This is a genomic window from Chryseobacterium sp. AC417 (assembly GCF_979258215.1).
This window is the reverse complement of the sequence record NZ_OZ409845.1, coordinates 3,233,000-3,256,825: the sequence shown is the minus strand read 5'-3', so window position 1 is coordinate 3,256,825 and position 23,826 is coordinate 3,233,000. Positions and strand designations below refer to the sequence as shown.

The following is a 23,826-nucleotide window of genomic DNA, read 5'->3' as shown; positions in this document are numbered from 1 at the left end:
TGAATTATGGAAAACATCATACAAATACTAAAATCCGGCGGCACAATATTATACCCAACAGATACCATTTGGGGAATTGGTTGTGACGCAACAAATATCGACGCCATCAACAAAATTTTCGAGATCAAGAAGCGTGATAAAAACAAATCGATGATCATTCTGGTGGAAAATGAAAAAAGATTGCAGGATTTGGTAGATGTTCCGGAAATGGCTTGGGAAATTATAGATCTGAGCGAAAAACCGGTCACATTGGTTTATCAGAATCCGAAAGGTCTACCAGAAGAATTGCTTGCAGAAGACGGAAGCATCGGAATTCGTATGGTGAAAAATGATTTTTGCAAGAAGCTGATCACTAAATTAAATAAACCTTTGGTTTCAACTTCCGCCAATTTCAGTGGTGACAAAAGTCCGTTAAAATTTTCTGATATTTCAAAAGAAATTATTGATTTGGTTGATTTTGCGGTGGAAGAAGACCGGGAAAAAGTTTCGCAGTATTCAGGTTCTTCGGTAATAAAAATCTGGAGCGACAACAGAATAAAAGTTCTTAGAGAATAAAAGTCTAGAATTATTATCTTTGCAAAATGTACAACCATTAAGAATTTTGAAAATTAGCTCAAGCTAAAATTTGATTTCTTAGTGGTTTTAAGTTAGATATAAGTTACAGTTAAATCAGTAGCTTGAGTCTAACATCTAATATCTAACATCTATTAAATAAAATGTTCATCAACCTCAGTCAAAATCAAAATTTAAAACTTTTCAAAATTATTTCCGAAGTTGCGGCGGCAAATAACCAGTCAGTGTACATCGTTGGTGGTTTTGTGCGTGATCTTTTAATGAAAAGAAAAGCCTCTACAGATATTGATTTTGTGACTGAGCAAAGCGGAATCGAGCTTGCGCAAAATGTAGGTAAAGAGATTGATCCTAAAATGAAAGTTTCGGTTTTTAAAACGTATGGAACGGCGATGATCAGATACAAAGATCTTGAATTGGAATTTGTAGGTGCAAGAAAAGAAAGTTACGCCGAAAACAGCCGAAAACCCGAAGTTGAAGGCGGAACAATTGAAGATGATCAAAAAAGACGAGATTTTACCATCAATGCAATGGCAATTTCTTTAAATAAAGATAATTTCGGAGAACTGATTGATCCTTTTGACGGAATTGGAGATTTACAAAAAGGAATTTTAAGAACACCTTTAGAACCTGCACAAACATATTCTGATGACCCGTTGAGAATGATGAGAGCGATTCGTTTTGCTGCGACTTTAAATTTTACGATTGAAGAAAAATCATTAAATTCGATCAGGCAAGAAGTTGAAAGAATCAAAATTGTTTCGATGGAAAGAATCATGGTTGAGTTTAATAAAATCATGCTTTCAAAGAAACCTTCAATTGGCTTAAAATTAATGGAAGAAACAGGCCTGATGAAATTAATCATTCCTGAATTAATTGATTTAAAAGGTGTTGAAGAAGTAGAAGGACAAACTCATAAAGATAATTTTTACCACACTTTAGAAGTCGTTGATAATATTTCTGAGAATACAGATAATGTATGGCTTCGTTGGGCAGCTTTACTCCATGACATCGGAAAAGCACCCACCAAAAAATTCGTTGAAGGAACAGGCTGGACATTTCATGGTCATGAATTTTTGGGTTCAAAAATGGTGAAAACATTGTTTCAGAAGCTGAAGTTACCGCTCAATACTGATATGAAATATGTTCAGAAGATGGTAAAGCTTTCTTCACGCCCGATTGCTTTAATTACCGATGATGCTTCAGATTCTGCATTGAGAAGACTTTTGTTTGATGCAGGAGAAGATATGGAAGATCTGTTTACGCTTTGCAAGGCAGATATTACCACTAAAAATTCTAAAAAACAGGAGAAGTTCAAAAAGAATTTTCAATATGTAGCCAATAAAATAAAAGAAGTTGAAGAGAAAGATCAGGTAAGAAATTTTCAGCCACCGATTTCAGGGGAAGAAATTATGGAAATGTTTAGCTTAAAACCCGGCAGAGAAATAGGAATCTTAAAAGAAAAAGTAAAGGAAGCAATTCTTGAAGGAGAAATTCCTAACGAAAAAGAAGAAGCTAAAAAATTCGTTATTACAGAAGCTGAAAAGCTTGGGTTGTCATTGTAAATTTTCTCAATAAAACAAAAAATTCGGGCGGTTTCGTAGAAACCGCCCGAATTTTATATCAATAATTTAATCTAAATCAATTAGTTCGGATAAACGTTTGTTGCCCCCATTCCTGTTGTGAATTTTTTAATCAGATTTCCGGAAGTAGTGTACACACTCATTTCGCTTGCCTGGGTAAAGTTTTTAACATCAGAAGTGAAAATTCTGCCATCAATTACAGTAAATCCATATAAAGTATAGTATTGTCCGCCATCAACAGCCGTAATAATAGGCGCTGTAGGTGTTGCTGTAGCATTCATATCCATAGAATAGATCTTATTCGCAGAGCTGAAAAAATATCTCCCGTTATCAATCTGAAGGTTTGTTGCTTTTGCAATACCCGTAAGCGTTTTTGTGCTTGTGATAGCTCCTGCCGGAGAAATCTGGTAAATGTAAGAATCGTTTGTTCCTTCTGCAATTGCGTATACATTGTTGTTGAAGGCAATTGTTTTATTGATGTTTCCGTTTGGAAGTGGAATTGGTGATCCTTCAATTTGGTTGGTAGTTGTATTGATCTTTGTGATAGTATTTCCAAAACCGTAAGTAGCATTTTGAACGAAAATATTTCCACCTGCAACCACAACTGTTTCAACAGTATCTGTAAAATTAATTTTTTTCACTAAAGATAAATCTGAAGTTTTATAAATATTCACAGATTTTGGTCCGTTGTACTTATCATTAGAAACATAAAGCATATTATTGGCTACAGCCATATAACGTGGATTGTTGAGTTCGCTTGTAATCTCACCTGTTTTTTTGAATGTATAACGGTTTACCACCTGAATTTTATTTGAATTATTCAGTAAAAGATAAGCCTGATCTCCGTTGTAAGCGATTGTCTGAAGTACATCTCCTAAGTTTTCATTATTGTTGTTCGCTTTATAGATGTCATTTTGCATAACGTTCAGATCTTTTGTGATGAAACTCACATCAGCATTTGGTACTCCAAAATTACCTTCATTGGTAATTAAATATCCGTTTTGGTAGCTTATTTGCGTTAAAGTTTCCTCATACTCAGATGAACATGAGATGTTGAATAATAAAACCAGTCCGAAGATAAGTTGTAAAAATCTAGTTATTTTCATAATATATTAAATTTTAAAAATTTATTGTTGCTGTTAAACTGTAATTTCTTTTTGGTAAAGGATAATAGGCAACCGTTTCATAGATAGTATCTGTGATATTGTTGACCCTAAATCCTAAAGTATATTTTTTCAATAATGTTCCTGAAACTCCTGCATTCATTACAAAATAGGGCTGCAAAGCTTGGGGCCTGCTCTCGTCTGTAGTGGTGTAGGTTAAACCGTTAAACATTCCCTGGGCGTAAACTTTAAGAAATTTATACTGATAATCACCATTCATAAAAACTTTATGCAACGGAACATAAGTCAGTTGTTTTTGTGTTTCTAAATTGATAGATTTCGTGAAAACATAACCTGCATTGAGTTTAATACAATATTCTCCAAATAGTTTTTCGTAGGTTAATTGAGATTCTAAACCATAAGATTCAACCTTATTGGTGTTAAATGGCGACCAATATCCCAAACCGGTATCCAGCCAGCGTATCATATCGGTAATTTGCATATAGTAAGGCGTGATGCTCAATTTGAAATCTTTTACCTTAAATTCATGATTCATATCGGCCTGATTGGAAGTTTCAGGTTTAAGATTCAAATTTCCACCCGGCGACCAGTACAAATCGTTGAAAGACGGAAACCTGAAGTTTTTTGATAGATTTAAATTAAATTGATACCAATCTGCAGCTTTCCATTTTCCTGAAAATGAATACAGAACCGGAGAACTGAAATCTTGCACAAAATCTTTCTTTACACCAGCCTCAAAACGTAGATTTGCTGTAGCAAAATATCTCAGTAAACCTGCAACTGAACCAACATTTCTGCTTACTTTTCTAATTCCTGAAGTTCCTGTTCCTTCACCTTCGTTTTGTTGAAATTCTCCAATCACATTCACATTCCATTTCGGGCTTATAAAATAATTGAAGTCATTTTTGACGATATAGTTTTTATTGATTCCGCCACTGGTGCTCGGAGCATCGTAAACTCCGAAATACTGAAAATTATCTTCCGTATATGCAGCTTTTAAACTGTTTGAAAATGTACTTTTATTAATATCCCAGGCAAGCAGACTTCTTACAGTTTGCGCTTCGTATTTACTTTTATTTCCGTTTTCCGTGAAAATCGGATAGTTTTGTGTCGCGTCATAAAACTGACTTTGCCATGAAATGGTCTGTTTGTCAGCTATTTTATAGGAAACTCCAACATTGTATGTCGTATTGTAGAATTTTCCGTTTCTGTTGATATAATTTTGGGATTCCGGAACTTCATAATCATTTTCACTGATTACATAATTTCCTGAGACTTTAAAGCTGAATTTTTCATTGCTGAAAGAAGCTTTTAGAAAATTATTAAACGTTCCAAATGATGCAACTTCAGAATTCAACAATCCCTTAAAACCTTGATTAAAGCTTAAGTCGTTATTCAAATGAATGCTTCCGCCAATCGCTCCGCTGCCGTAAATCACACTTCCGCCACCAGATTTCACCTCCATCTGATCATATCCGAAAAGTGCAATATTGTTGACATCTCCCTGTCCCAAAAACTGAGAATTGATGTTGATTCCGTTCCATACAAAAGCGGTTTGTTGTGCTGTAGTTCCTCTAAAAGAAGGTGAAGAAACCGCACCACGACCATTTTCTTTAATGTAAACAGAAGATTGAAAGCGTAAAACTTCAGAAAGATTAGAAGAGTTTTTTTGAATATCAGCCGGAGTCAAAGTGGTAACTTTATGAAAAAGTTTAACCTTATTCATTTGATTATCAAAAATATACACGGTGTCGATGTTTTTCTCCTGACCAAGGTAAAGAGAAAAATTGCATACGGCGAAAACGAAGACTAAAGAACTTTTTATACTCATATCATTTTGCTTTTCCTCCGAAAGCAATCAATTTTTATGTTAAAAGTTTGGCAGGTCTCCTGACTTTCGCTTTTCTACACCTTCCCGCTTTGGCAGTGGCTTTTTGTAGAAAATTTTGACGCGATTTACAGTTGCGGGGACAGCTTGGGATTTCCACCCAATTCCCTATTAATTCCAATACCTTGGAAACCAAAATTTTTGCAAATATATACTTTTAAAAAGAAATATAAGTTTAAATTAATAAAATTCAGTGTGCTTAGATAGTTGAAGCAAAGACATTTTGAAAAATTACATAAACGTTGCATCAAAATAAAATGGAAGCAAATCTTTGATAGAATTCACCTTGAAAACTTCCCCACCTGGATTTGAAAAATAAACATCTATATTTTCATCCTGCTTCGTTTCATATTCCATTAAACTTTGTCTGCAGGCTCCACAAGGTGGAATTGGTGGCGTTTTTGCTGAAAATTCTTTTGGTCCGCCAATGATGAATATTTTTTTGATCTTCTCATTCGGGAAATTGGCGCCAATCCAGAAGATAGCTGTTCTTTCTGCACAAAGTCCGGACGGGAACGCTGCATTTTCCTGATTGTTTCCTGTATATATTTCCCCGTTTTCCAATAAAACAGAGCATCCGACTAAAAAGTTGGAGTAAGGAGCATAAGCGTTTTCACGAGCTAGTTTTGCTTTTTCGAATAGTTTTTTTTCTGTTTCATTCAGTTCGCCAGAGCTTTTGAAATGATCGTAACCTATTTGTATGTTTTTTTTCATTTTGTTCCGTAAAAAGGGCGATAAATGTACCTCTTTTTAGGCAAGCTGGCAATATCTTTGTTACGATACTAAATTTGTAATTTTAAACTTTTAAAAAAAAGAATTCAATGTTATATACTCCCATTCAATTTAGAAATGTAGAACTGAAAAACCGTTGGGTAATGTCCCCAATGTGTATGTATTCTTGTCAAGAAGGATTAGCCAATGATTTTCATTATGTGCATTACGGAAGCCGGGCTCAAGGAGGAACGGGTTTAATCATCGTTGAAGCAACCGGTGTAGAACCTCGTGGCAGAATAACCAATCACTGCATGGGAATTTGGAATGATGAGCAATCCGATGAACTTCAGAGAATTGTGAAATTTGTGCATGAAAATTCTGATTCAAAAATTGGAATTCAAATCGGTCATGCAGGTAGAAAAGGTTCTACTTGGGAAAATAAGCAGATTTCTGTAGAAGAAGGATGGGAAACCATTGCTCCAAGCCCGATTCCTTATCATCCGACCGAAAGAATTCCCCATGTGTTGTCAGTTGACGAAATAAAAGAGTTGGTTCAAAATTTTAAAGATGCTGCCAAAAGAGCAGTAGATGCAGGTTTTGATGTTATTGAAATTCACGGCGCACACGGATATTTGATTCATCAGTTTCTGTCACCACTTTCAAACGTTCGAACTGATGAATATGGTGGAAGTTTCGAAAACAGAATTCGTTTTCTATTGGAAATTGTTGATGCTGTCAACTCAGAACTCAACCAAAATGTTGCTCTTTTTGTAAGAATTTCAGGAACAGAATATGCTGAAAATGGTTGGGATGTTAATGATAGTGTAAAATTATCTGAGATTCTCAAAAAGCATTCTGTAGATTTGGTTGACGTCTCCAGTGGCGGTAATATTCACGGTGCAAAAATATCGGTTTTTTCAGGATACCAAGTTCCTTTGTCATCAGAAGTTAAAAATAAATCAGAGGTGAAAACAGGAGCGGTTGGTTTAATTACATCCACTTCTCAGGCTGAAGAAATTTTACAGAAAGGCGAGGCAGATCTCATTTTTATAGCAAGAGAAATCTTAAGAAACCCTTACATTGCTGTTCAGGGATCTTTTGAAATGGAGGAAGATAATTTTTTTCCACACCAATACTTAAGAGCGAAAATTTCTTCTTAATTTTAGCCTCATCAAAATCACAAAATTAAAATATGAAGATTGAAGATTTTATGCTGTCGTGTCCGAGCAAAAAATTCTTAGGAATAGAGTGTTTCGGTTGCGGTACTCAAAGGGCAATTGTTCTGGTATTTGAAGGGAAATTCGCAGATGCCTTTCACATGTTCCCTGCAGTATACACTTTACTCTTATTTTTTGGTTTTGTAGCAGTCAATTTTATTGATAAAAAAAGAAATTACGGACAGGTGTTAATATTTTTAGCAATTCTTAACTCGCTAATCATGGTATTTTCTTATTTTTATAAACATTTTTAAATCACATAAATAAACTTAAAAAAATCAAATTATGAATCAACAAAATTTGCCCAACGCTACAGCGGTACTTGTTCTTGGTATTGTGTCTATAGTAGGATGTTGTTGTTATGGTGTACCCGGAATCATTGCCGGTGCCATAGGTCTTTATCTGTACGGTAAAGATAAAGCGTTATATCTTCAAAATCCTGAACAATATCTAAATTACAGCAATTTAAATACAGGTAGAATTCTTTCTATAATTGGGCTTGTGATAAGTTTACTTTATATCATTACGATTTTGATATTTGGTTTCGCTTTCGGTTGGGATGCTTTGACAGACCAGGAATTAATGCAGGAGAGAATCAAAGATCTGCAGAATCAGTAAACATTATTTATATAATAACTAACCGCAGCAATGCGGTTTTTTTATGGAATAATTCATTGAAAATCAATCTTTTTACACTTCCTTAGATTGTGATTTATTATATTAAAATCGTAGAATTACTACAAATTTTGAAATAATGCTTTAAAATTTTCAGAATGAGTTTGGTTGGAATTATCTTTGGTAAACAAAATACAAATCAACATATATTAACGATTAAAATTTACGGCACATGGCATCAAATTCAAGAGGAATCTTAAAATTCAACGGGAGCGAGGGTCAGAAGTTATTAAAGCTTAATTACAGCGTATCGCGCTCCACGGATGTTTCTGGGAGAGTGGCTTCAGATCCGTCGAATGCAATCATCAAATTAACGATCGAGGCTACAGAAAAGTCAGACATTCTGGAATCTTTACTGAACGGAAAATACAAGCCGACTTCGGGCGAGATCACGTTCAACAAATCTCATGAAGAAGGCACGCTGATTACCCTGAACTGGGAAAACGGCTACGTGATCCAGCATGAGGTAGACTTCGATGCGGTAGACGAAAACTCAATGCTCATCAGCTTTGTAGTGAGTGCCGAGAAGATCAATTACGGAAACGCAGCTTACGAAGGTCTTTGGCCGTCAAGCTAAAAATTTTTCACTTTTCAGTATTATTGTATACAAAGCAAAGATCGTCCTGCAGGACGGTCTTTTTTGCCTGAAATGTTATTTGCAGCAATTTTCCGTCTATAGTTTATCCTGAGTGAAGTTGAAGGATTTCTCTCCGGTCTCCGGGGAAGTAGGTTTTAGAAATCCCTGTCAGCGAAAGGATTATTTTTCATAAGTATTGACGAATTTAAAAGTTAAAAATCCAAAATTTAATCTTTAAAAAACGGTAAGAACAGATAAAATTTAATAACTTTAAACCACCACACAATCACAACAATATGAATACCGCAGAACAAAGCCGAGGTTCATCCTTCCGCCCTTCTCAGAATGCAGAAGGAATCTCAGAGAGCCATCATACGGGGATCAACCGTCTGGTAAAATTATCTTTGGTGATAGAAGGTAAGGTGATCAGATATTACAAACATTTTAAGCTCACCCAGAGCGCACGCCGCCATCATGAGTTTACCCTTACTCTGGCTCACGACACTTTGGGAGACCGTCAGACCCATACTTTAGAAGAAGCCAACAGGTTTTTAGGCAAACGTTTGACCGCCGTTATTTCCTACAAAGACATCGACAGGAGTCCGGAACGCACCTTTGTGGGCGTTATTACGGGGGTAGGTTTCAGTCAGGAAAAAATGAGTCTTGGGAATATTGTTTTATCCGGTTACAGCCCGACCATTTTACTCGACGGAGCACCGCACATCCAAAGCTTCGGAGGCAGCCAGCCTGTGAATATGGGAATCATCGCCGAAGAAGTCATCAAACAGGGTTTAGATAAAAGCCGCTTCGATATCCGGATCGATACCCACGATTATTCACAGATTGTCTACAGCAGCCAGTACGACGAGACGCATTACAATTACCTGGCGAGAATGGCAGAAGCGTATGGCGAACAGTTCTACTACGACGGCGAAGTGCTTCACTTCGGGAAACTTCCTGCTCAGAACACACCGATCAGACTGACGTACGGAAGCAGTGCCAACGACATTAAAGTAGAGCTGAAAGCGGTACACACCAAACCTCAGTTCTACGGTTACAACAGCAGCAAGAACGAGAAGCTGACTTCAGGAGAGACCCCGATCCGTCATGTCGGAGATTTGGCCAAAACAGCGTATCAGCACAACGATAGTATTTATAAAACTCCTTCACTGCGTGTTGCCCCCATTAAAGCTACGACCCATTTGGATGTAGAATATTCGCAGAAAAGCACATCGGGAAGTGAGGGCGTGAATGTTTTTAATCTTTCAGGTTCTACAACGGTTCCTTTTTTACATCCGGGATGCGCAGTCGACATCGAAATGCGGAAACCTGATACGAATGAAACCTCCTATTTCACGAGAATCATGGTGACGGAAACCACGCATGAAATTGATGCAATCGGTCATTACACGGGAAGCTTCCACGGGATCGCTTCAGACACGGGCTTTCTCCCGAAACCTGACTTTTCAACCCCGAAAGCCGAACCACAGATCGCCACGGTGATCTCGAACACCGATCCGGAAGGACAGGGCAGGGTTCAGGTGAGGTTCGACTGGCAGACGAACGATACAACTCATTTTATCAGAATGATGAGTCCTGATGCGGGAGGTACAGACCAGATCACCCAAAACCGGGGGTATGTTGCGATTCCCGAAGTAGGCGATCAGGTGATGGTCAACTTCGTACACAATCATCCTGACCGTCCTTTTGTCATGGGCGGAATGTTCCATGGCGGCATCGGATTGGGTGGCGGGATGGATAACCGTGTAAAATCGATCCAGACGCGGAGCGGCCACCGAGTGGTTTTCACGGAAGATGAAAGCATTATCATTACCGATAAATCCGGCAATAAGATCCATCTGGATACCACGGGAAGCAATATCAATATTACAGCCCCTGAAACGATCAATATTAAATGCAGGAATTTTAATATTGATGTTCTGGAGAATATGAATACGAATGTCGGAATGAATAAAAGCAATTCTGTAGGATTGAATATTACGGAAACAGCGGGAGCCAATATCTGGCAGAATGCGAGTTTAAATTATAATCTGAATGCGACCAATATCATGAATATGGCGTCAGAAAATTTTACTTATGATGCTACTGATATCCACAAAAATGCATCAGAGGGCATTGAAGTAGCGGCTGCAAAAGATTATGTACAAAACAGCGAGCAGACGATTCATAATCTGTCAGGAGAGAAGGGTCATAATGCATAAATCGAAAGGCGATGGGAGATCAGAAAACGAAAGGCAGGATACAAATTTTTGCAAAAAACATCAGAGGTAATGCCAACGGAGGGATTCTAGAAGAAAGCAGATTTACAAAGAATATTGCAGGAGGACGACAGGTGCAGAATGGCTCCGGTGGAGGGGTAAATCATGATGTGAATAAGGACAGAACTACAGTAGAAGATACCAGAGTAAAAACGATAGAATGTCTTGATGAACTGGATGATGGTTCTGCAAACGACGGATCAGGTACAAGCATAAAAAAAGGTGTTCTGTATAATAAAACCTACAGATTCAAAATCAAAGAATATACGAACGGTGAACCAAAAAATCCGAATAATATACGCTGGAAATTAAAATATACCAATCCCGAAACAGGACAGACAGACGAAAATATTTTGCTGAATAAAGACTGCCGCGGAGCTGAATTAAATTTAAGATTCTCTGCAAATGAATGTTGCGGAAGTGATATGGAAGTACAGGCATTCATAGAAAATGCTGATTCTGAGGGAAAATTTCCAATATTTATGCACAACAGATTCAGATGGTTTGACGGTACAATTATTAAAAATGAGCTGCAGACACGCAAAAACACTCCGAAGTCAATTGATCAAAGTGCCACTTCTCTCTGCGGAACTGCAGCAATATTGTACGTTTATACCAAAGGCAATCCGGATGCGTATTATCAGATTTACAAAAATTTTTTCAGAACCGGAGCAGGGAAAATTAATAATTTTTTATTAGAGCCGAATGAAGATATTTTCGAAATGAAGCCGAATGCAGAAAACAGTGATTATCCGCATTTTGACAGCGGAACCTTGATACCGCAGTCAGATTGGGTTTCTCTGGTAGGCACACGAAGTTCTGATAACAAAAGTTATACAGGAAAAGATGGTGAAGATTGGGATGCGATCAATTGGCCGTCTTATATAGTAAAGGCAGCTTCAGAACTACATGGAGCTACGGAAGTTGTAGATGAAACACACTTCATTACAGGTTTTAATTATGCTGAAACATTAGAAAATCTTGAAAAAGATTTTAACGCAGGATGGAAAATCATCCTCTTAATTGATTCTGATATGCTTAATGACAGCATGAGCGTTTTTGGCGCACTTACCAATTATCACTGGATCGTATACAATGGTGGATTATCCATTGATACAGAAGCGAGTACCTATACTTTTTCCTACTACTGTTGGGCTAGAGAGTATAACTCAAAAAAATTCAGATCTATCGTTTTTAATACAAATTTTTATGGATACATTAAATACAAATAAATATTTTTTGCTAACAATACTGCTTTTCAGCTGTTTGGGATGCGCGCAAAAATATGTGCCAAAACCAGTCATATTAAATGAATTTGATTATTCATTTATTTTTCAGGATAAAAAGGAAGGTGATGTTTCAAGCGGAAAAATATTTGTCATTCAGAAAGGTGTAAAGATTGACAGCGGGAAGTTTGTAACTTCTTCATCAGCTCCTGTTACCGCAGCAATTAAGTTTTATCATGGAGGAAAATCAGTTACTAAAGAAGATACCATAAAAATAAATATTGGGAAGGAACAGCATTTCATTACATCTATTGAAGAAAAACCCGTAGACAGGAAAAAAGGTCTTTCCCCCTTTTCATCTTCCAGTAAGCCTTTTATTATCAATTTTAAAATAGACGGAAAACAGTTTAATGAATCTGAAACCCTTATCATCAAATAATCAATATTTATTTTTATCAGTAAATTTTTATCTGTTAACAAAATAAACAACCCATATAATTTTCCTGATCATCAGAAAAAACTTATTTTAGTTACACCAAAATAAAACATCACCACAAATATTAATATTGAAAAATAAATGGGAGTATTAGTCACCAACGAAACCGTAAAACAGCTTTTTCACATAGCGCAGTCCATTGCCAGAGAAAATTACAATGCAACTTATGGCGGTCCGCACATTCTTCAGGCTTTAATGCACAAAGATATCGGGCTTAATGAATTTTTAAAAAATATAGACAAAGATCCCGGATATTTCTACGAATGGGCAGATGTTCGTATCGAAGATTATCCCAAAACCACCCATCTTCCTGCAGAAGTTGGCGAAGGCGAGTTTGTAGATCAGATTTTAGAAGAAGCCGATGACATCAGGCTGAAATTAGGATTAGACGAAATTACCCCGATCTGTATCTTGATGGCTATCGTAAAACCGCAGGTTGCTTTTACTTTACAGCAACTCAAATCTCTTCCGCTCAGAGAGCACGAAATATTTAATTTATATCGAAAAGATACCCCTTACGCTTCTTCTGAAAATAATGAAATTTCGTCACTTTTTTCGAATGGATCAGACTATTCAGACAATTCTTTTCCTTCCATCAAAAGTTATTGCATAGACAGAACTGCACAGGCAAGACAGGGAACTTTAGAAAACATTATTGGTCGTGATAAAGAACTGAGAATGTTGGTAGAAATTCTTTGCCGAAGAACAAAACCGAATGTAATTATCATCGGTGAGCCGGGTGTTGGTAAAACAGCATTGGTAGAAGGTTTTGCTACAGAAATTATTAAAGGAAATGTTCCTGAAATGCTTAAAAATGCAACCCTTTTAGAATTGGATACCGGAGCATTATTAGCCGGAACTTCGTATAAAGGTGAAATTGAAGACCGTCTGAAAAAAGTCATCAATGAATGCAAGAAAATCGAAAAAGCAATTTTATTTATCGATGAAATTCATACACTTTTAGATCCTAAAGGAAGCATAGGAAATATTGGAAATATCCTTAAACCTGAATTGGCAAGAGGAGAAATTACCGTCATCGGAGCCACCACTCAGGAAGAATACAGAAAAATAATTGAGCCAGAACAGGCTTTCAACAGACGTTTTGAAGTTCTTACAGTGAATGAGCCGGACGAACAGACCTGCGTAAAAATGATCGATGTTCTTTTGGAAGGTTACAAAAAACATCACGCTATTGAAGTTGATAAGGCTGCTTTGCCTGAATGCGTTCGTTTGGCAAAAAGATATGCAAAAGGTAAAAAATTACCCGATGCAGCGATTGATTTGCTAGACAGAACCATGGCTGCCATTAAAATGCTTGATGAACTTTCTGAAAAGGAACTCCAAGACTGGAAAGAAAATTATCAGAATATTCTGAAAGAAGAATTTCTGGATGAAAAAGATAAAGCCGACGAATTAATCTGGAATTACAACTTACTCAGAGATAAAATAAGCCCGATTTTGTGGGGTTCTCTGAGAGAGCAGCCACAGATTGATAATTCAATGCCTATTGAACATCTTCAGAAAGTGATTGAAGATACTTTTACAGAATTAATAGAACACGCTTCGGTAAAAAGAGAAAAAGTAGGCAAACTTGAACTTGCGGCAGTGATGGCAGCAAAAACCAATATTCCAATCGGGAAGCTTCAGGCACAGGAAAAAGAGAAACTTTTGAATATGGAATCTCTTTTATTGAACAGAGTTGTCGGTCAGGATCATGCATTGAAAGTGCTTTCTGATGCTATTGTAGAAAACCGAAGCGGATTAAACAAACCTGGACAGCCAATCGGGTCGTTTTTCCTTCTCGGACCAACCGGAACGGGGAAAACCGAGCTTGCAAAATCTATGGCAGAATTGCTTTTTAATGATGAAAAAGCGATGGTTCGGTTTGATATGTCAGAGTTTAAAGAAGAACATTCTGCGGCATTACTGTATGGTGCGCCTCCCGGATATGTCGGGTATGAAGAAGGCGGAATGTTGGTGAATAAGATTCGTCAGCAACCTTACACCGTAGTTTTATTTGATGAAATTGAAAAAGCGCATCATTCTGTTTTTGATGTCTTTTTACAAATCATGGATGAAGGAAAAGTACATGATAAATTAGGCAAAGAAGGAGACTTCAGCAATGCTTTGATTTTATTTACTTCAAATATCGGAAGTGAAGAAATTGTAAAACAGTTTGAAGAAGGAAAAGTTCCCGAATCATCATCACTCATGCAGATCATGTCACAATCGGGAAGATTCAGACCGGAATTTTTAGCGAGAATTACAGAAATTATTCCTTTTGCACCCATTACAGAATCTATTGCAGAAAGAATTTTTAATATTCAGCTAAAATCACTTCATAAGTCACTCCAAAGATTGGGAATGACGCTTACTATCACCGATGAGGCTGTGAAAAATTTAGCTTTAGGAGGTTTCAGCAGCAAGTATGGAGCAAGACAGATTTCCGGGGTCATAAGATCTCAGTTGGCAAGACCAATTTCTAAAATGATCGTGAGAGAAGAAGTAAAATCCGGGCAAACCCTTACGGTAGACTGGAATCAAACGGAGGAAAAAATCAGTTGGAAAGTCGACTAATATTCATGTAAATTAAAAATCAGAATGTCGAATTGTATGCAGACATTCTGATTTTAATGTAAGAATTCAAAATGAAAATTTATTTCAGTAAAATAATTTTGGCGACAGCAGTTTTTGTTTCTTTTGAAATGGCTTCTGCACAATATCTTTCTGCAACAGATACTTCGGAAAGCAGTGTAAGAAAATATAAAAGCATCATCAATTCAAACAAAGAAATTGTTCAGTTCATAGAAAATTCTCTCGCAAAAAAAGGGCTTCCGAAGCATTTGAGAAATTTAGCTCTGATCGAATCGCATTTTGACAGAAATATTACATCTCACGCAGGAGCAGTTGGTGTTTGGCAGTTTATGACATCTCATGCCAACCAATACGGGCTCACAGAAGACCGTCGAAACGACCTGTACAGAAGTACAAAAGTGGCAGTAGTTTCGTTGGGAAATCTGTACAAAAAATACAATAATTGGGTAACCGTAGTTGCTGCCTACAATTGCGGTGAAGGTAATATTGCAAAGGCAATGCAGTCTGCAAACTCTTCGCAATATCATATTTTCTCTAAATATTTACCGGCAGAAACCATCAATCATGTTAAAAAATATCTGAACGCCTGTTTTGCAACTGGAGAATTGAACAGTGTTTTGACCAATTACAACACTTCAAGAATGAAGAAGGTTTTTGATGCAAGATCAGGAGTGAAAGATGGGTCTTCTTTATCCGAAACCGAAATCAATGCAGGATTTAGTCTGAAAATCATTGCTGAAGAATTAAAAATTGATGTAAATGACATTCTAATCTGGAATCCTGAAATTGAAGAAGAGCTTCAAACCAATGGTGAAAGTATTTTCTATCTTCCGACAGATTTGATGCCTGATTTTTTATTGAAGAAAAATAAGATTCTTTCTCGATCTATAAAAGAAGGAAGCCACAACTCAAAATAAATTTTACGTGATTAAACTTAAAAAAGACTTCCCTGTAACAGAGAAGTCTTTCTTTTTATGAATTTAAATATTTCTATTTTACGATAAATTTCAAGCTTGATTCATTTAGTTTTAAAATATAAATTCCATGTTCAAGACTTCCGGTTTTGATTGATTTTCCATTTCTGAATGGCTGATCAATTGTCTGTAGTACCTTCCCTTGAAGGTTATAAATTTCAGCTTTTTGAATGTTTTCAGTTGCTCCTTTTACAAAAATTTCCTGATTGAGAATAGGGTTTGGATAAACCTGTAGTTTTTCAGTTTGAATATTTTCTGTATTAGTAACATTTTGCCTGGCTGCTGTTCCTGAACAAGTCCAGCTTAAATTATCAATTGCCACTCTGTTGCTTGAAGAATTATTAACCAAAGTCACAATTACATTTCCTGAAACGTTGATATTGTTAATTGTAGTGGTCGCCGCCACTGTACTGTAAGGAATTGTTCCTACATTCACGCCATTTACCAGAACATTAAAACTTCCGTTGCTTCCGGTGAATTTCAGCTGGGTTGTTACGGTTAAGGAATTAATTCCATTATTGAAACTGCTTGATTTTAACGAACCGCTCCTTACCGTAATTGCTTTATTGGAAATAGTCTGATCGCTTCTGGAATCGGTTGCTGTCCAGGTAATTCCTGCGTTCGTCCATGTTTTTGTGGTGTAAGATGATGCGCTTGCAGTGGGAATTGTTTCAAATGTTTCATTCACACAGTTTGTAGGAGTTGTAGTTCCTGCATTTGTGGTTGCAGAAACTGTTGAGCTGTTTGATGAAGCATTTCCTGCTGCATCTTTAGCTTTTACATAAAAGCTGTAGGTCGTTGAAGGATTTAAACCTGTAATTGTTGTAGATGTTGAAGTTACATTAGATTTCAAACTTCCGTTCATATACACATCATATGAAGTTACCGCTACATTGTCTGTTGATGCATTCCAGGTTAATGAAATACTGTTGGCTGTTTTTGCCGGAATACTGAGATTTGTTACAATGGTAGGAGCTTGTGTATCTTGTGTCGGAGTCTGTGATCCCCAAATCTGATTTACATAATTCGGATTGTCGATAAACGGATTTCTGTTTCCCTGAAAGGTGTAAGAAGCGTTATTTCGGTTAATTTCCGCCTGAGAAACCGGATCTTGATTATGCCAAGCCAGTAAAACATTCAGTTCCCAGGTCTGTAATCCCGGAAAAGCAGAAGTACCAATCATATTTCCTGAAGAAAAGCCTGATAATTGGTTTTGATATCTGGTTACAAAATAGAAAACCATTCTTGCAACATCTCCTTTAAATTCGTCAATCGGCTCAAAAACCGTTCCTGAAAATCCTGAAGAAGATGAACTTCCTAATTTTGATCCGTTTTGAGATGTGAAAGTCGTACTTCCTACTTTCCCGAAAGGATAATTAGAACGCATTCCATTTACTTTTCCGTCGGTTGCTCTTACGAAGTGAATGTCATTTCTCATTGGTGAAGCTTCATTGAAGAAGCTCTGAGGAATGATGTGTTCACGATTATAGCAGTTTCCTTCAGTAGAATACGTGCCGCATTGGTTACTGACAGGAGTATATTTATAAGGATCAGATGAAGATGGTCTTTCCGAGTAAATGTCTAAGATAGAACCGTCATTTTCATAATTTTTGTCGATATCGGTTGTTTTGTATGCAGTCCACAATCCACTGTAACCTTTGTCCTGATGACCATTGGTGATGATAGAACTCAATGCGGTTTTTAAAGATGCACCCGAAAGTCCGTTTGCAGAAGAATAATATCCCGAAGGTGCTTGCGCAGAAGCAAATTGAGAAAGTATGAAGCAGATCAATAGTTTTTTCATAAAAATATATTTGGTTAACGTAAAAATACATTTTAATTAAATTCAAAATGAATTCCTGCTCAATAAGTATATTAAATTTTTGTAAGATTAGAAGTCAGTGATTTTTAAGCGGAATTTTAAAACAAAAAAAGTCAACACAAAAATGTATTGACTTTATATTTTATTGATTTTAAGAATGTTATTTCTTCATTCCCGGAGGATAGTTTGCCATAATTTCAGCTACGATCTGAGGAATTTGTTTCTGCTTTGCATTGGGTCTGTCTACGGAAATTCCGCTTCCGATACCTTGCCAAACCAGTTTGTTTGTTTTAGAATCAATCAGATCTATGATGATTGCTCCTTCATTGTAATTGCTCGTCCAGGTTCTGTTCATGCCGATTCCCCATCCGAAACCGCCACCCCATCCCCACATTCCGCCAGGATTTGTGGTGTTGATATCAGTAACTTTCTTGTGATTGGCTTTTACATTAACGATCAAATCAGGATTTTCTCCGGATTGTAAACCTTTTGTCTGTAGTTGTTTAGACAATTCATTCAGCACTCTGTCTTTGTCAATGTCATTCAGTTTTAGGTCATCAATTCTTATTTTATAAGTTTTATAAGAAGTGAAATTTGCAGTTTCTGCATAATCAGAACGTACCTTGAAGGGACTGCAAGAAGATAAACCTAAAGTCGCTGCCAGTAAAATAAAAATATATTTTTTCATTTTATTAATTTTTTTTAATGATTTTTATAAATGTGTCTGTCTTTTTATCGTATCCGAAAGGGCAGTGTCTGCATCCGCTTTTACAGCAATATCCACGTTTCAGGTGGAATTTTTCAGTAAAAACCTTGTAACCTTGCTCATTATAGTAAAAGTCTTCATGCTCTTTGATGTCAAAATTTGCCATAAGTTAAATCAAAACTTTATATTTGTTATCATGATAATTGTGTGCCAAAAGCTTCTCAAAAATACAAAAATAAATGGCATTACGCTTTATCCTTTTATTTTCATTAAAAAACCTGAAGATAAGAAGAATAGAGTCTTAATCAATCATGAAAAAATTCATCTGAGACAACAACTGGAGTTATTGATTGTCTTTTTTTATATTGCTTATGTTGCAGAATATTATTATCATTTTTTTAAGCTGAAAAACGGTTACCAAGCGTATCGGGCAATATCTTTTGAACGAGAAGCGTATGCCATGGAACAAGATTTAAATTATCTTAAAAAAAGAAAATTGTGGAGTTTCAGAAAATATTTCAGATCATAAATTCTTAAAGGGGAGAAGTTTGTAAAATTTAAGCAATAATTCAAATCATTTAAAACGAGAAAATGCTGTTAAGACTGCCGGAAAAATCTATTCCCATACAGGAAATTCATATTAATAAGAAAGTGCGAATTTTTATCAAAAGAGAAGATCTCATCCACCCTCAAATCTCAGGAAATAAATATTGGAAGCTTTTTTACAACATCAATAATTATCTTGAAAACCGACCTGAAAATCCTTTAATCATTACATTTGGCGGTGCATATTCCAATCATATTCTGGCAGTTTCGACGGCTGGAAAATTATCAGAAATTCAGACAGTGGGAATTATCCGTGGTGAGGAGCTTGAAAAAAAATGGAAAGACAATCCCACTTTAGTTTCATCCAAAAGAAACGGAATGAATCTGAAATTCGTTACCCGTGAAGAATACCAGTATAAAGAAAAGCTGACAGAATTTTTGCAGCAGGAATTTCCCGACGCTTTGATTATTCCCGAAGGCGGAACCAATCAAAATGCAGTTGAAGGAATAAAAATGATGCTGAATAACGATACAAAAGATTTTGATTATCTTTGCACCGCAGTCGGAACCGGAGGTACTGTTGCAGGAATTTCAGAGTTTTGCGAGGAAAATCAGAAAGTTTTAGGTTTCAAAGTCGTTGAAGATAGCTCTTTGGAAAACAGGATTTCAGAATTAACCTCTAAGAGAAATTTTCATTTGACCGATGCTGCTTATGGTGGTTATGGTAAAATAATTGATGAAAATATTCGTTTTATCAATGATTTTAAAGTAAAGTACGAGATTCCTCTAGATCCAATTTATACAGGAAAAATGATGCAAAAAGTTTTTGAAATGATAGATGAAGATTATTTTCCCGAAAACAGCAAAATATTATGCTTTCATACGGGTGGATTGCAGGGAATAGAAGGAGCCAATAGGCTTCTCGAAAAACAAAATAGAAATTTAATCCTATAAAATTGATGATACACCAGGCATATTTGCAGGTGTTCATTTAAAATAGTTCTAAAAAAATAAAAACATGAAAAGACTTTTCTTACTCATAAGCCTTTTAGTTTTATCAAAATTCTCAGCTCAGACCTGGGCTACAGAAGATCAATACATTCAGAAATTTGCGCAATATGCGGTTGAAGAAATGGAAAAGCACAAAATTCCTGCATCAATCACACTTGCACAAGGGCTTTTGGAAACGGGTGGCGGACAAAGCCGCTTGGCACTAGAAGGTAAAAATCATTTTGGAATAAAATGTAAAGAAGACTGGACAGGTAAAACCATGAAACATACTGATGATGCTCCCAATGAGTGTTTCCGTGTGTATGATGACCCGAAACAGTCTTACGAAGATCACTCCATATTTTTGGCAACAAGAAAATACTACACCAATCTCTTCAATCTGGATATGAAAGACTACAAAGCCTGGGCTCATGGTCTTAAAAAAGCGGGTTACGCAACCAATCCCCGTTACGCTTCGATTTTGATTGGTAAAATTGAAAAGTACAAATTGTATGAATTTGATGAGGTAAAATCTACTGAAGTTCCCTATGCAATTCTTAAAAAATATCCTGCTCTAAAAGACGACCAAAGTTTCATGGCTCGCTTGGAGCCTGCAAAAAAAGAAAAAAAGGCAATGGTACCGGTAACGGTAAAAGTTCCTTACAAAGCTACTTCTTACGCCCAACAGCAAAAAAGAGTAGAGCGCATCAAAACCAATGCTGAAATCCTTAATTCTATCATTATCAAAAGCCATCCGAATGGTGGTCTGAAATATGTAGTGATTCCTGCTGATACCAATATTCAGTTGATTGCCAATAAATTTAAAATCAGCGACAGTAAATTGATAAAATGGAATGATCTGCAATCTGATGTTCTGAAAAAAGATGATATTGTCTTTTTAGAATCGAAAAACTCTGAAGGAAATACTCCGACTTATAAAGCAGAATTTGGTGAAGATATGCACGATATCGCTCAAAAATTCGGAGTGAAGCTTAATAAACTTTATGCAAAAAACAGAATGGATGAGGGGCAAAAACCTTCTGCCGGACAGCTCATCTATCTTATTGACAAAAAACCCAGAAATTAATTTTGTTCTTGATTTTAGTTGATAGTTATTAGTGTAAAGCTTTCAATCCAGACGATCAACTAAAAACCAAAAACTATCAACCACCAACTATTTAAAATAAATGAAATACCAAAGAAGTTCAGCCTTATTTGAAGAAGCTTACAAATATATTCCGGGAGGTGTAAATTCTCCGGTTCGTGCCTTTAAATCGGTGGGCGGAGTTCCGGTTTTTATGAAATCTGCTCAGGGTGCTTATTTAACTGATGCTGATGACAATACATATGTCGATTATATCAATTCCTGGGGACCTGCCATTTTAGGACATACACATCCAGAAGTTTTAGAGGAATTAAAAATTCAGGCAGAAAAAGGTTTTTCTTTTGGTGCACCCACCGAGCTGGAAACAGAAATCGCAAAATTCATCACAGAAAATGTGCCGAATGTTGACCAGATCAGAATGGTTTCTTCGGGAACAGAAGCGTGTATGAGTGCAGTGAGATTGGCGAGAGGCTTTACAGGTAGAGATAAAATTGTAAAATTTGAAGGCTGTTATCATGGTCATTCAGATTCATTTTTGATCAAAGCGGGAAGTGGTGCTGCAACTTTTGGAAATCCAAATTCTCCAGGAGTAACTGCCGGAACAGCAAAAGATACTTTGTTAGCGAGATACAATGATTTTGAGCAGGTTCAGGATTTGTTCAGACATAATCAAGGTGAGATTGCTGCGGTTATTATAGAACCTGTTGCCGGAAATATGGGATGCGTTTTACCGGAAAATAATTTCTTGCAAAACTTAAGAAAAATCTGTGACGAAAACGGAGTATTATTGATTTTTGATGAAGTCATGACGGGTTTCAGATTGGCTTTTGGTGGTGCGCAGGAACTCTACAACGTAAAAGCAGATTTGGTAACCTACGGAAAAGTAATCGGAGGTGGCTTGCCAGTTGGAGCTTTTGCCGGAAGAAACGAAATCATGGATCATTTGGCTCCAAAAGGAGGTGTTTACCAGGCGGGAACTTTAAGCGGAAATCCTTTGGCAATGAGAGCAGGTTTGAAGACTTTGCAGTTGATAAAAAATGATGAAAATTTCTTCGAAAGATTAAGCAAAACCACAGAAACTTTAGATTTTGAAATCGGAAAGATTTTAAATGAAAAAGGAATCGCACATAAAATCAACAGAAAAGGATCAATGATGTCGGTGTTTTTCCACATCAACAGAGTTTCTAATTTTGATGAGGCGCAGCAGGCAAATCATTCACTCTTCAATAACTTTTTCCATCAATTGCTTAAAAATGGAATTTATCTGCCACCAAGTGGTTACGAAACCTATTTTATAAGTGATGCCATAAAAGAGAAAGAAATTGATATGACTTTGGAAGCGGTAAGGAAATTTGAATATTCTTAATTTAGATTGAAATATTAGAAAGGATAAGGTTTAAGATCTTATCCTTTTTTAAATAAAAACAAAAATCCCTCAGGAAAATTTCCTGAGGGATTTCTAATGTTAATATGAAGAAAATTAATTACCTAAATTTTACAATGCAGAAAGAAGATTTACTCCGTCTACAGTTGCCCAAGCTCCTGCAGGTAAAGATACCTTAGTTACTGTAGCTGTATTAGTGAAAGTTTTTCCGCCGTTCGTTACTGCATAACCCCAAACTCCCAAGTTATCTGAGTTTACGTAATTTAATGGAGATACGACAACTTTACTTGGTGTTGCATTTACCTGGTTGGTATTAGTCGCATCATCTTGGATAAGGATAGAGTAAGCGTTTTTACCTCCTGTATTCTTATATCCACTGATATAAACATTAGAGAAAATACCTGTTCCCTGTCTTTTAAATTGGATTGCAGAAATTTCAACTGATCCGGCAACCTCTGGGTTTGTATTGGTATCTCTGATTAAAGTAATATTAGAGATTTTTGGTGCAGTATTGTCTATGTTTGCTGATGCTTCGATTTCCATACCAAAGTTTCCGGTAACAGTCTGGAATGCGAACCAGTTGCTGTTATTTTGTCCGCTCCAGGCATCCTGCCAGTCAAATGAATCATCATAATTACCGTAAGCTACCAAATTTTTAGCACTTACTGTACCTCCGAAAAATTCAAAACCGTCATCTGTACCCTTGTAAGCTACCAAATTTTCTAGAATTGTACCGTCACCTACTGCATAGAATGTAAATGTATTGGTTTCTGATGTACCATCACCAATTTTCTTACCTGCATATTCTACACGCACATATTGAAGGATACCTGAGCTGAAATTAGCATCAGTACCACCATAAGATATTGCATTTCCGTCTTCTGATACTGCAGAAGGGTTTCCGTTTACAGCTTTGATAGGAGCTTTTCCATAAATGGTAATTCCTCCCCAACCTCCTGGAGTTTTGTTTGTTGTTGTGAAAACGATTGGCTCACTTGCAGATCCTGTAGCTATCAGTTTTCCTCCCTGTAAAATTACTAAACTAGATGTAGTTGTTGTTGATACAATGAAATTTGCTCCTGCCTCAATGGTAAGAGTTGCCCCGTCTGCCACTTTCACAATACCTTCTAATGTATAATTACCTTTTTTTATGGTCAAATTAGAAGTGATTACGCCTGATAATTTTGCGCCGTCTGGTAGAACTCCTGTTGTAGTTCCCGGTGTAGTTACTACACCATCATTGGTACCATCATTTACTTCTATAGTACAAGAAGAAACACTTAAAAGTAATGTTAATGATAATAGAGTTAAAAGATTTCTTTTCATTTTATTCTAAGATTTAATTAATTATTGAT

22 protein-coding genes and 1 riboswitch are annotated in these 23,826 nt (G+C 36.4%); of the genes, 15 read left to right on the top strand and 7 right to left on the bottom strand.

The window, feature by feature from the left end; all coding sequences use genetic code 11:
• Positions 1-6 precede the first annotated feature (6 nt).
• Both ACZZ9T_RS15485 and ACZZ9T_RS15480 read left to right on the top strand, forming a co-directional pair.
• Positions 7-555, top strand: a complete 549-nt coding sequence (locus ACZZ9T_RS15485) for an L-threonylcarbamoyladenylate synthase (protein WP_463442831.1) — start codon at positions 7-9, stop codon at positions 553-555.
• 161 nt (positions 556-716) lie between these two features.
• Positions 717-2,135 (top strand): CCA tRNA nucleotidyltransferase, encoded by a 1,419-nt coding sequence (locus ACZZ9T_RS15480; protein WP_463442830.1) that lies wholly within the window; start codon positions 717-719, stop codon positions 2,133-2,135.
• A gap of 80 nt (positions 2,136-2,215) precedes the next feature.
• Here ACZZ9T_RS15480 and ACZZ9T_RS15475 read toward each other — a convergent pair whose 3' ends face one another.
• The 3 genes from ACZZ9T_RS15475 to ACZZ9T_RS15465 form a co-directional block, all read right to left on the bottom strand.
• Positions 2,216-3,259 carry a DUF5074 domain-containing protein gene (locus tag ACZZ9T_RS15475; protein WP_463442829.1) on the bottom strand — a complete coding sequence of 348 codons (1,044 nt, stop codon included), beginning with the start codon at positions 3,257-3,259 and terminating at the stop codon, positions 2,216-2,218.
• Positions 3,260-3,272: 13 nt separating this feature from the next.
• Entirely contained in the window at positions 3,273-5,108 is a 1,836-nt protein-coding gene (locus ACZZ9T_RS15470; protein ID WP_463442828.1) for a TonB-dependent receptor plug domain-containing protein, read from the bottom strand.
• A gap of 32 nt (positions 5,109-5,140) precedes the next feature.
• Positions 5,141-5,317, bottom strand: a riboswitch (cobalamin riboswitch).
• Positions 5,318-5,396: 79 nt separating this feature from the next.
• On the bottom strand, positions 5,397-5,879 hold the full coding sequence (locus ACZZ9T_RS15465; RefSeq protein WP_463442827.1) for a cytidine deaminase: 483 nt from the start codon (positions 5,877-5,879) through the stop codon (positions 5,397-5,399).
• A gap of 107 nt (positions 5,880-5,986) precedes the next feature.
• Here ACZZ9T_RS15465 and namA point away from each other — a divergent pair, with 107 nt between their 5' ends.
• From namA to ACZZ9T_RS15420, 9 genes are all read left to right on the top strand, one after another.
• Positions 5,987-7,039 (top strand): NADPH dehydrogenase NamA, encoded by a 1,053-nt coding sequence (gene namA / locus ACZZ9T_RS15460; protein ID WP_463442826.1) that lies wholly within the window; start codon positions 5,987-5,989, stop codon positions 7,037-7,039.
• A gap of 32 nt (positions 7,040-7,071) precedes the next feature.
• Positions 7,072-7,350 (top strand): DUF2752 domain-containing protein, encoded by a 279-nt coding sequence (locus ACZZ9T_RS15455; protein ID WP_463442825.1) that lies wholly within the window; start codon positions 7,072-7,074, stop codon positions 7,348-7,350.
• A gap of 31 nt (positions 7,351-7,381) precedes the next feature.
• On the top strand, positions 7,382-7,714 hold the full coding sequence (locus ACZZ9T_RS15450) for a CCC motif membrane protein (RefSeq protein WP_463442824.1): 333 nt from the start codon (positions 7,382-7,384) through the stop codon (positions 7,712-7,714).
• A 229-nt stretch (positions 7,715-7,943) separates the two neighbouring features.
• Positions 7,944-8,348 carry a type VI secretion system tube protein TssD gene (gene tssD, locus ACZZ9T_RS15445; RefSeq protein WP_463429230.1) on the top strand — a complete coding sequence of 135 codons (405 nt, stop codon included), beginning with the start codon at positions 7,944-7,946 and terminating at the stop codon, positions 8,346-8,348.
• 296 nt (positions 8,349-8,644) lie between these two features.
• On the top strand, positions 8,645-10,570 hold the full coding sequence (locus ACZZ9T_RS15440) for a type VI secretion system Vgr family protein (RefSeq protein WP_463442823.1): 1,926 nt from the start codon (positions 8,645-8,647) through the stop codon (positions 10,568-10,570).
• Between the two features lie 11 nt (positions 10,571-10,581).
• The gene (locus tag ACZZ9T_RS15435) at positions 10,582-11,859 is read left to right on the top strand and encodes a hypothetical protein (protein ID WP_463442822.1); all 1,278 of its coding nucleotides are present in this window, start codon (positions 10,582-10,584) and stop codon (positions 11,857-11,859) included.
• Positions 11,860-11,914: 55 nt separating this feature from the next.
• Positions 11,915-12,292 (top strand): hypothetical protein, encoded by a 378-nt coding sequence (locus ACZZ9T_RS15430; RefSeq protein ID WP_463442821.1) that lies wholly within the window; start codon positions 11,915-11,917, stop codon positions 12,290-12,292.
• Between the two features lie 138 nt (positions 12,293-12,430).
• Positions 12,431-14,926: an ATP-dependent Clp protease ATP-binding subunit gene (locus ACZZ9T_RS15425; protein WP_463442820.1), complete on the top strand. Its 2,496-nt coding sequence runs from the start codon at positions 12,431-12,433 to the stop codon at positions 14,924-14,926.
• 71 nt (positions 14,927-14,997) lie between these two features.
• Positions 14,998-15,861, top strand: coding sequence for a lytic transglycosylase domain-containing protein (locus ACZZ9T_RS15420; RefSeq protein WP_463442819.1), 864 nt, complete (start codon positions 14,998-15,000; stop codon positions 15,859-15,861).
• 73 nt (positions 15,862-15,934) lie between these two features.
• Here ACZZ9T_RS15420 and ACZZ9T_RS15415 read toward each other — a convergent pair whose 3' ends face one another.
• The 3 genes from ACZZ9T_RS15415 to ACZZ9T_RS15405 all read right to left on the bottom strand — a co-directional run bounded on the left by ACZZ9T_RS15415 (position 15,935) and on the right by ACZZ9T_RS15405 (position 18,612).
• Complete coding sequence (locus ACZZ9T_RS15415; RefSeq protein ID WP_463442818.1) at positions 15,935-17,722, bottom strand: endonuclease; 1,788 nt, start codon at positions 17,720-17,722, stop codon at positions 15,935-15,937.
• A 178-nt stretch (positions 17,723-17,900) separates the two neighbouring features.
• Positions 17,901-18,428 (bottom strand): DUF4136 domain-containing protein, encoded by a 528-nt coding sequence (locus tag ACZZ9T_RS15410; RefSeq protein ID WP_463433694.1) that lies wholly within the window; start codon positions 18,426-18,428, stop codon positions 17,901-17,903.
• A gap of 4 nt (positions 18,429-18,432) precedes the next feature.
• Positions 18,433-18,612: a DUF5522 domain-containing protein gene (locus tag ACZZ9T_RS15405; RefSeq protein WP_463433692.1), complete on the bottom strand. Its 180-nt coding sequence runs from the start codon at positions 18,610-18,612 to the stop codon at positions 18,433-18,435.
• 30 nt (positions 18,613-18,642) lie between these two features.
• Here ACZZ9T_RS15405 and ACZZ9T_RS15400 point away from each other — a divergent pair, with 30 nt between their 5' ends.
• The 4 genes from ACZZ9T_RS15400 to hemL all read left to right on the top strand — a co-directional run bounded on the left by ACZZ9T_RS15400 (position 18,643) and on the right by hemL (position 22,453).
• On the top strand, positions 18,643-18,975 hold the full coding sequence (locus tag ACZZ9T_RS15400) for a hypothetical protein (RefSeq protein ID WP_463433690.1): 333 nt from the start codon (positions 18,643-18,645) through the stop codon (positions 18,973-18,975).
• A 62-nt stretch (positions 18,976-19,037) separates the two neighbouring features.
• Positions 19,038-19,946 (top strand): 1-aminocyclopropane-1-carboxylate deaminase/D-cysteine desulfhydrase, encoded by a 909-nt coding sequence (locus tag ACZZ9T_RS15395; RefSeq protein WP_463442817.1) that lies wholly within the window; start codon positions 19,038-19,040, stop codon positions 19,944-19,946.
• 64 nt (positions 19,947-20,010) lie between these two features.
• Complete coding sequence (locus ACZZ9T_RS15390; RefSeq protein ID WP_463433686.1) at positions 20,011-21,069, top strand: glycoside hydrolase family 73 protein; 1,059 nt, start codon at positions 20,011-20,013, stop codon at positions 21,067-21,069.
• A gap of 100 nt (positions 21,070-21,169) precedes the next feature.
• Entirely contained in the window at positions 21,170-22,453 is a 1,284-nt protein-coding gene (gene hemL / locus ACZZ9T_RS15385; RefSeq protein ID WP_463442816.1) for a glutamate-1-semialdehyde 2,1-aminomutase, read from the top strand.
• Positions 22,454-22,582: 129 nt separating this feature from the next.
• Here hemL and ACZZ9T_RS15380 read toward each other — a convergent pair whose 3' ends face one another.
• Complete coding sequence (locus tag ACZZ9T_RS15380; protein WP_463442815.1) at positions 22,583-23,797, bottom strand: hypothetical protein; 1,215 nt, start codon at positions 23,795-23,797, stop codon at positions 22,583-22,585.
• Positions 23,798-23,826: the final 29 nt, after the last annotated feature.

Excerpts from the sequence above, each read along its gene's own strand:
- ACZZ9T_RS15435 (WP_463442822.1), top strand. The coding sequence starts at position 10,582 with ATGGGAGATCAGAAAACGAAAGGCAGGATACAAATTTTTGCAAAAAAC.
- ACZZ9T_RS15475 (WP_463442829.1), bottom strand. The coding sequence starts at position 3,259 with ATGAAAATAACTAGATTTTTACAACTTATCTTCGGACTGGTTTTATTA.
- ACZZ9T_RS15480 (WP_463442830.1), top strand. The coding sequence starts at position 717 with ATGTTCATCAACCTCAGTCAAAATCAAAATTTAAAACTTTTCAAAATT.
- ACZZ9T_RS15455 (WP_463442825.1), top strand. The coding sequence starts at position 7,072 with ATGAAGATTGAAGATTTTATGCTGTCGTGTCCGAGCAAAAAATTCTTA.
- ACZZ9T_RS15415 (WP_463442818.1), bottom strand. The coding sequence starts at position 17,722 with ATGAAAAAACTATTGATCTGCTTCATACTTTCTCAATTTGCTTCTGCG.
- ACZZ9T_RS15470 (WP_463442828.1), bottom strand. The coding sequence starts at position 5,108 with ATGAGTATAAAAAGTTCTTTAGTCTTCGTTTTCGCCGTATGCAATTTT.
- ACZZ9T_RS15440 (WP_463442823.1), top strand. The coding sequence starts at position 8,645 with ATGAATACCGCAGAACAAAGCCGAGGTTCATCCTTCCGCCCTTCTCAG.
- ACZZ9T_RS15410 (WP_463433694.1), bottom strand. The coding sequence starts at position 18,428 with ATGAAAAAATATATTTTTATTTTACTGGCAGCGACTTTAGGTTTATCT.
- ACZZ9T_RS15395 (WP_463442817.1), top strand. The coding sequence starts at position 19,038 with ATGCTGTTAAGACTGCCGGAAAAATCTATTCCCATACAGGAAATTCAT.
- ACZZ9T_RS15380 (WP_463442815.1), bottom strand. The coding sequence starts at position 23,797 with ATGAAAAGAAATCTTTTAACTCTATTATCATTAACATTACTTTTAAGT.
- hemL (WP_463442816.1), top strand. The coding sequence starts at position 21,170 with ATGAAATACCAAAGAAGTTCAGCCTTATTTGAAGAAGCTTACAAATAT.
- ACZZ9T_RS15425 (WP_463442820.1), top strand. The coding sequence starts at position 12,431 with ATGGGAGTATTAGTCACCAACGAAACCGTAAAACAGCTTTTTCACATA.
- namA (WP_463442826.1), top strand. The coding sequence starts at position 5,987 with ATGTTATATACTCCCATTCAATTTAGAAATGTAGAACTGAAAAACCGT.
- tssD (WP_463429230.1), top strand. The coding sequence starts at position 7,944 with ATGGCATCAAATTCAAGAGGAATCTTAAAATTCAACGGGAGCGAGGGT.
- ACZZ9T_RS15485 (WP_463442831.1), top strand. The coding sequence starts at position 7 with ATGGAAAACATCATACAAATACTAAAATCCGGCGGCACAATATTATAC.
- ACZZ9T_RS15420 (WP_463442819.1), top strand. The coding sequence starts at position 14,998 with ATGAAAATTTATTTCAGTAAAATAATTTTGGCGACAGCAGTTTTTGTT.
- ACZZ9T_RS15465 (WP_463442827.1), bottom strand. The coding sequence starts at position 5,879 with ATGAAAAAAAACATACAAATAGGTTACGATCATTTCAAAAGCTCTGGC.
- ACZZ9T_RS15405 (WP_463433692.1), bottom strand. The coding sequence starts at position 18,612 with ATGGCAAATTTTGACATCAAAGAGCATGAAGACTTTTACTATAATGAG.
- ACZZ9T_RS15390 (WP_463433686.1), top strand. The coding sequence starts at position 20,011 with ATGAAAAGACTTTTCTTACTCATAAGCCTTTTAGTTTTATCAAAATTC.
- ACZZ9T_RS15450 (WP_463442824.1), top strand. The coding sequence starts at position 7,382 with ATGAATCAACAAAATTTGCCCAACGCTACAGCGGTACTTGTTCTTGGT.
- ACZZ9T_RS15400 (WP_463433690.1), top strand. The coding sequence starts at position 18,643 with ATGATAATTGTGTGCCAAAAGCTTCTCAAAAATACAAAAATAAATGGC.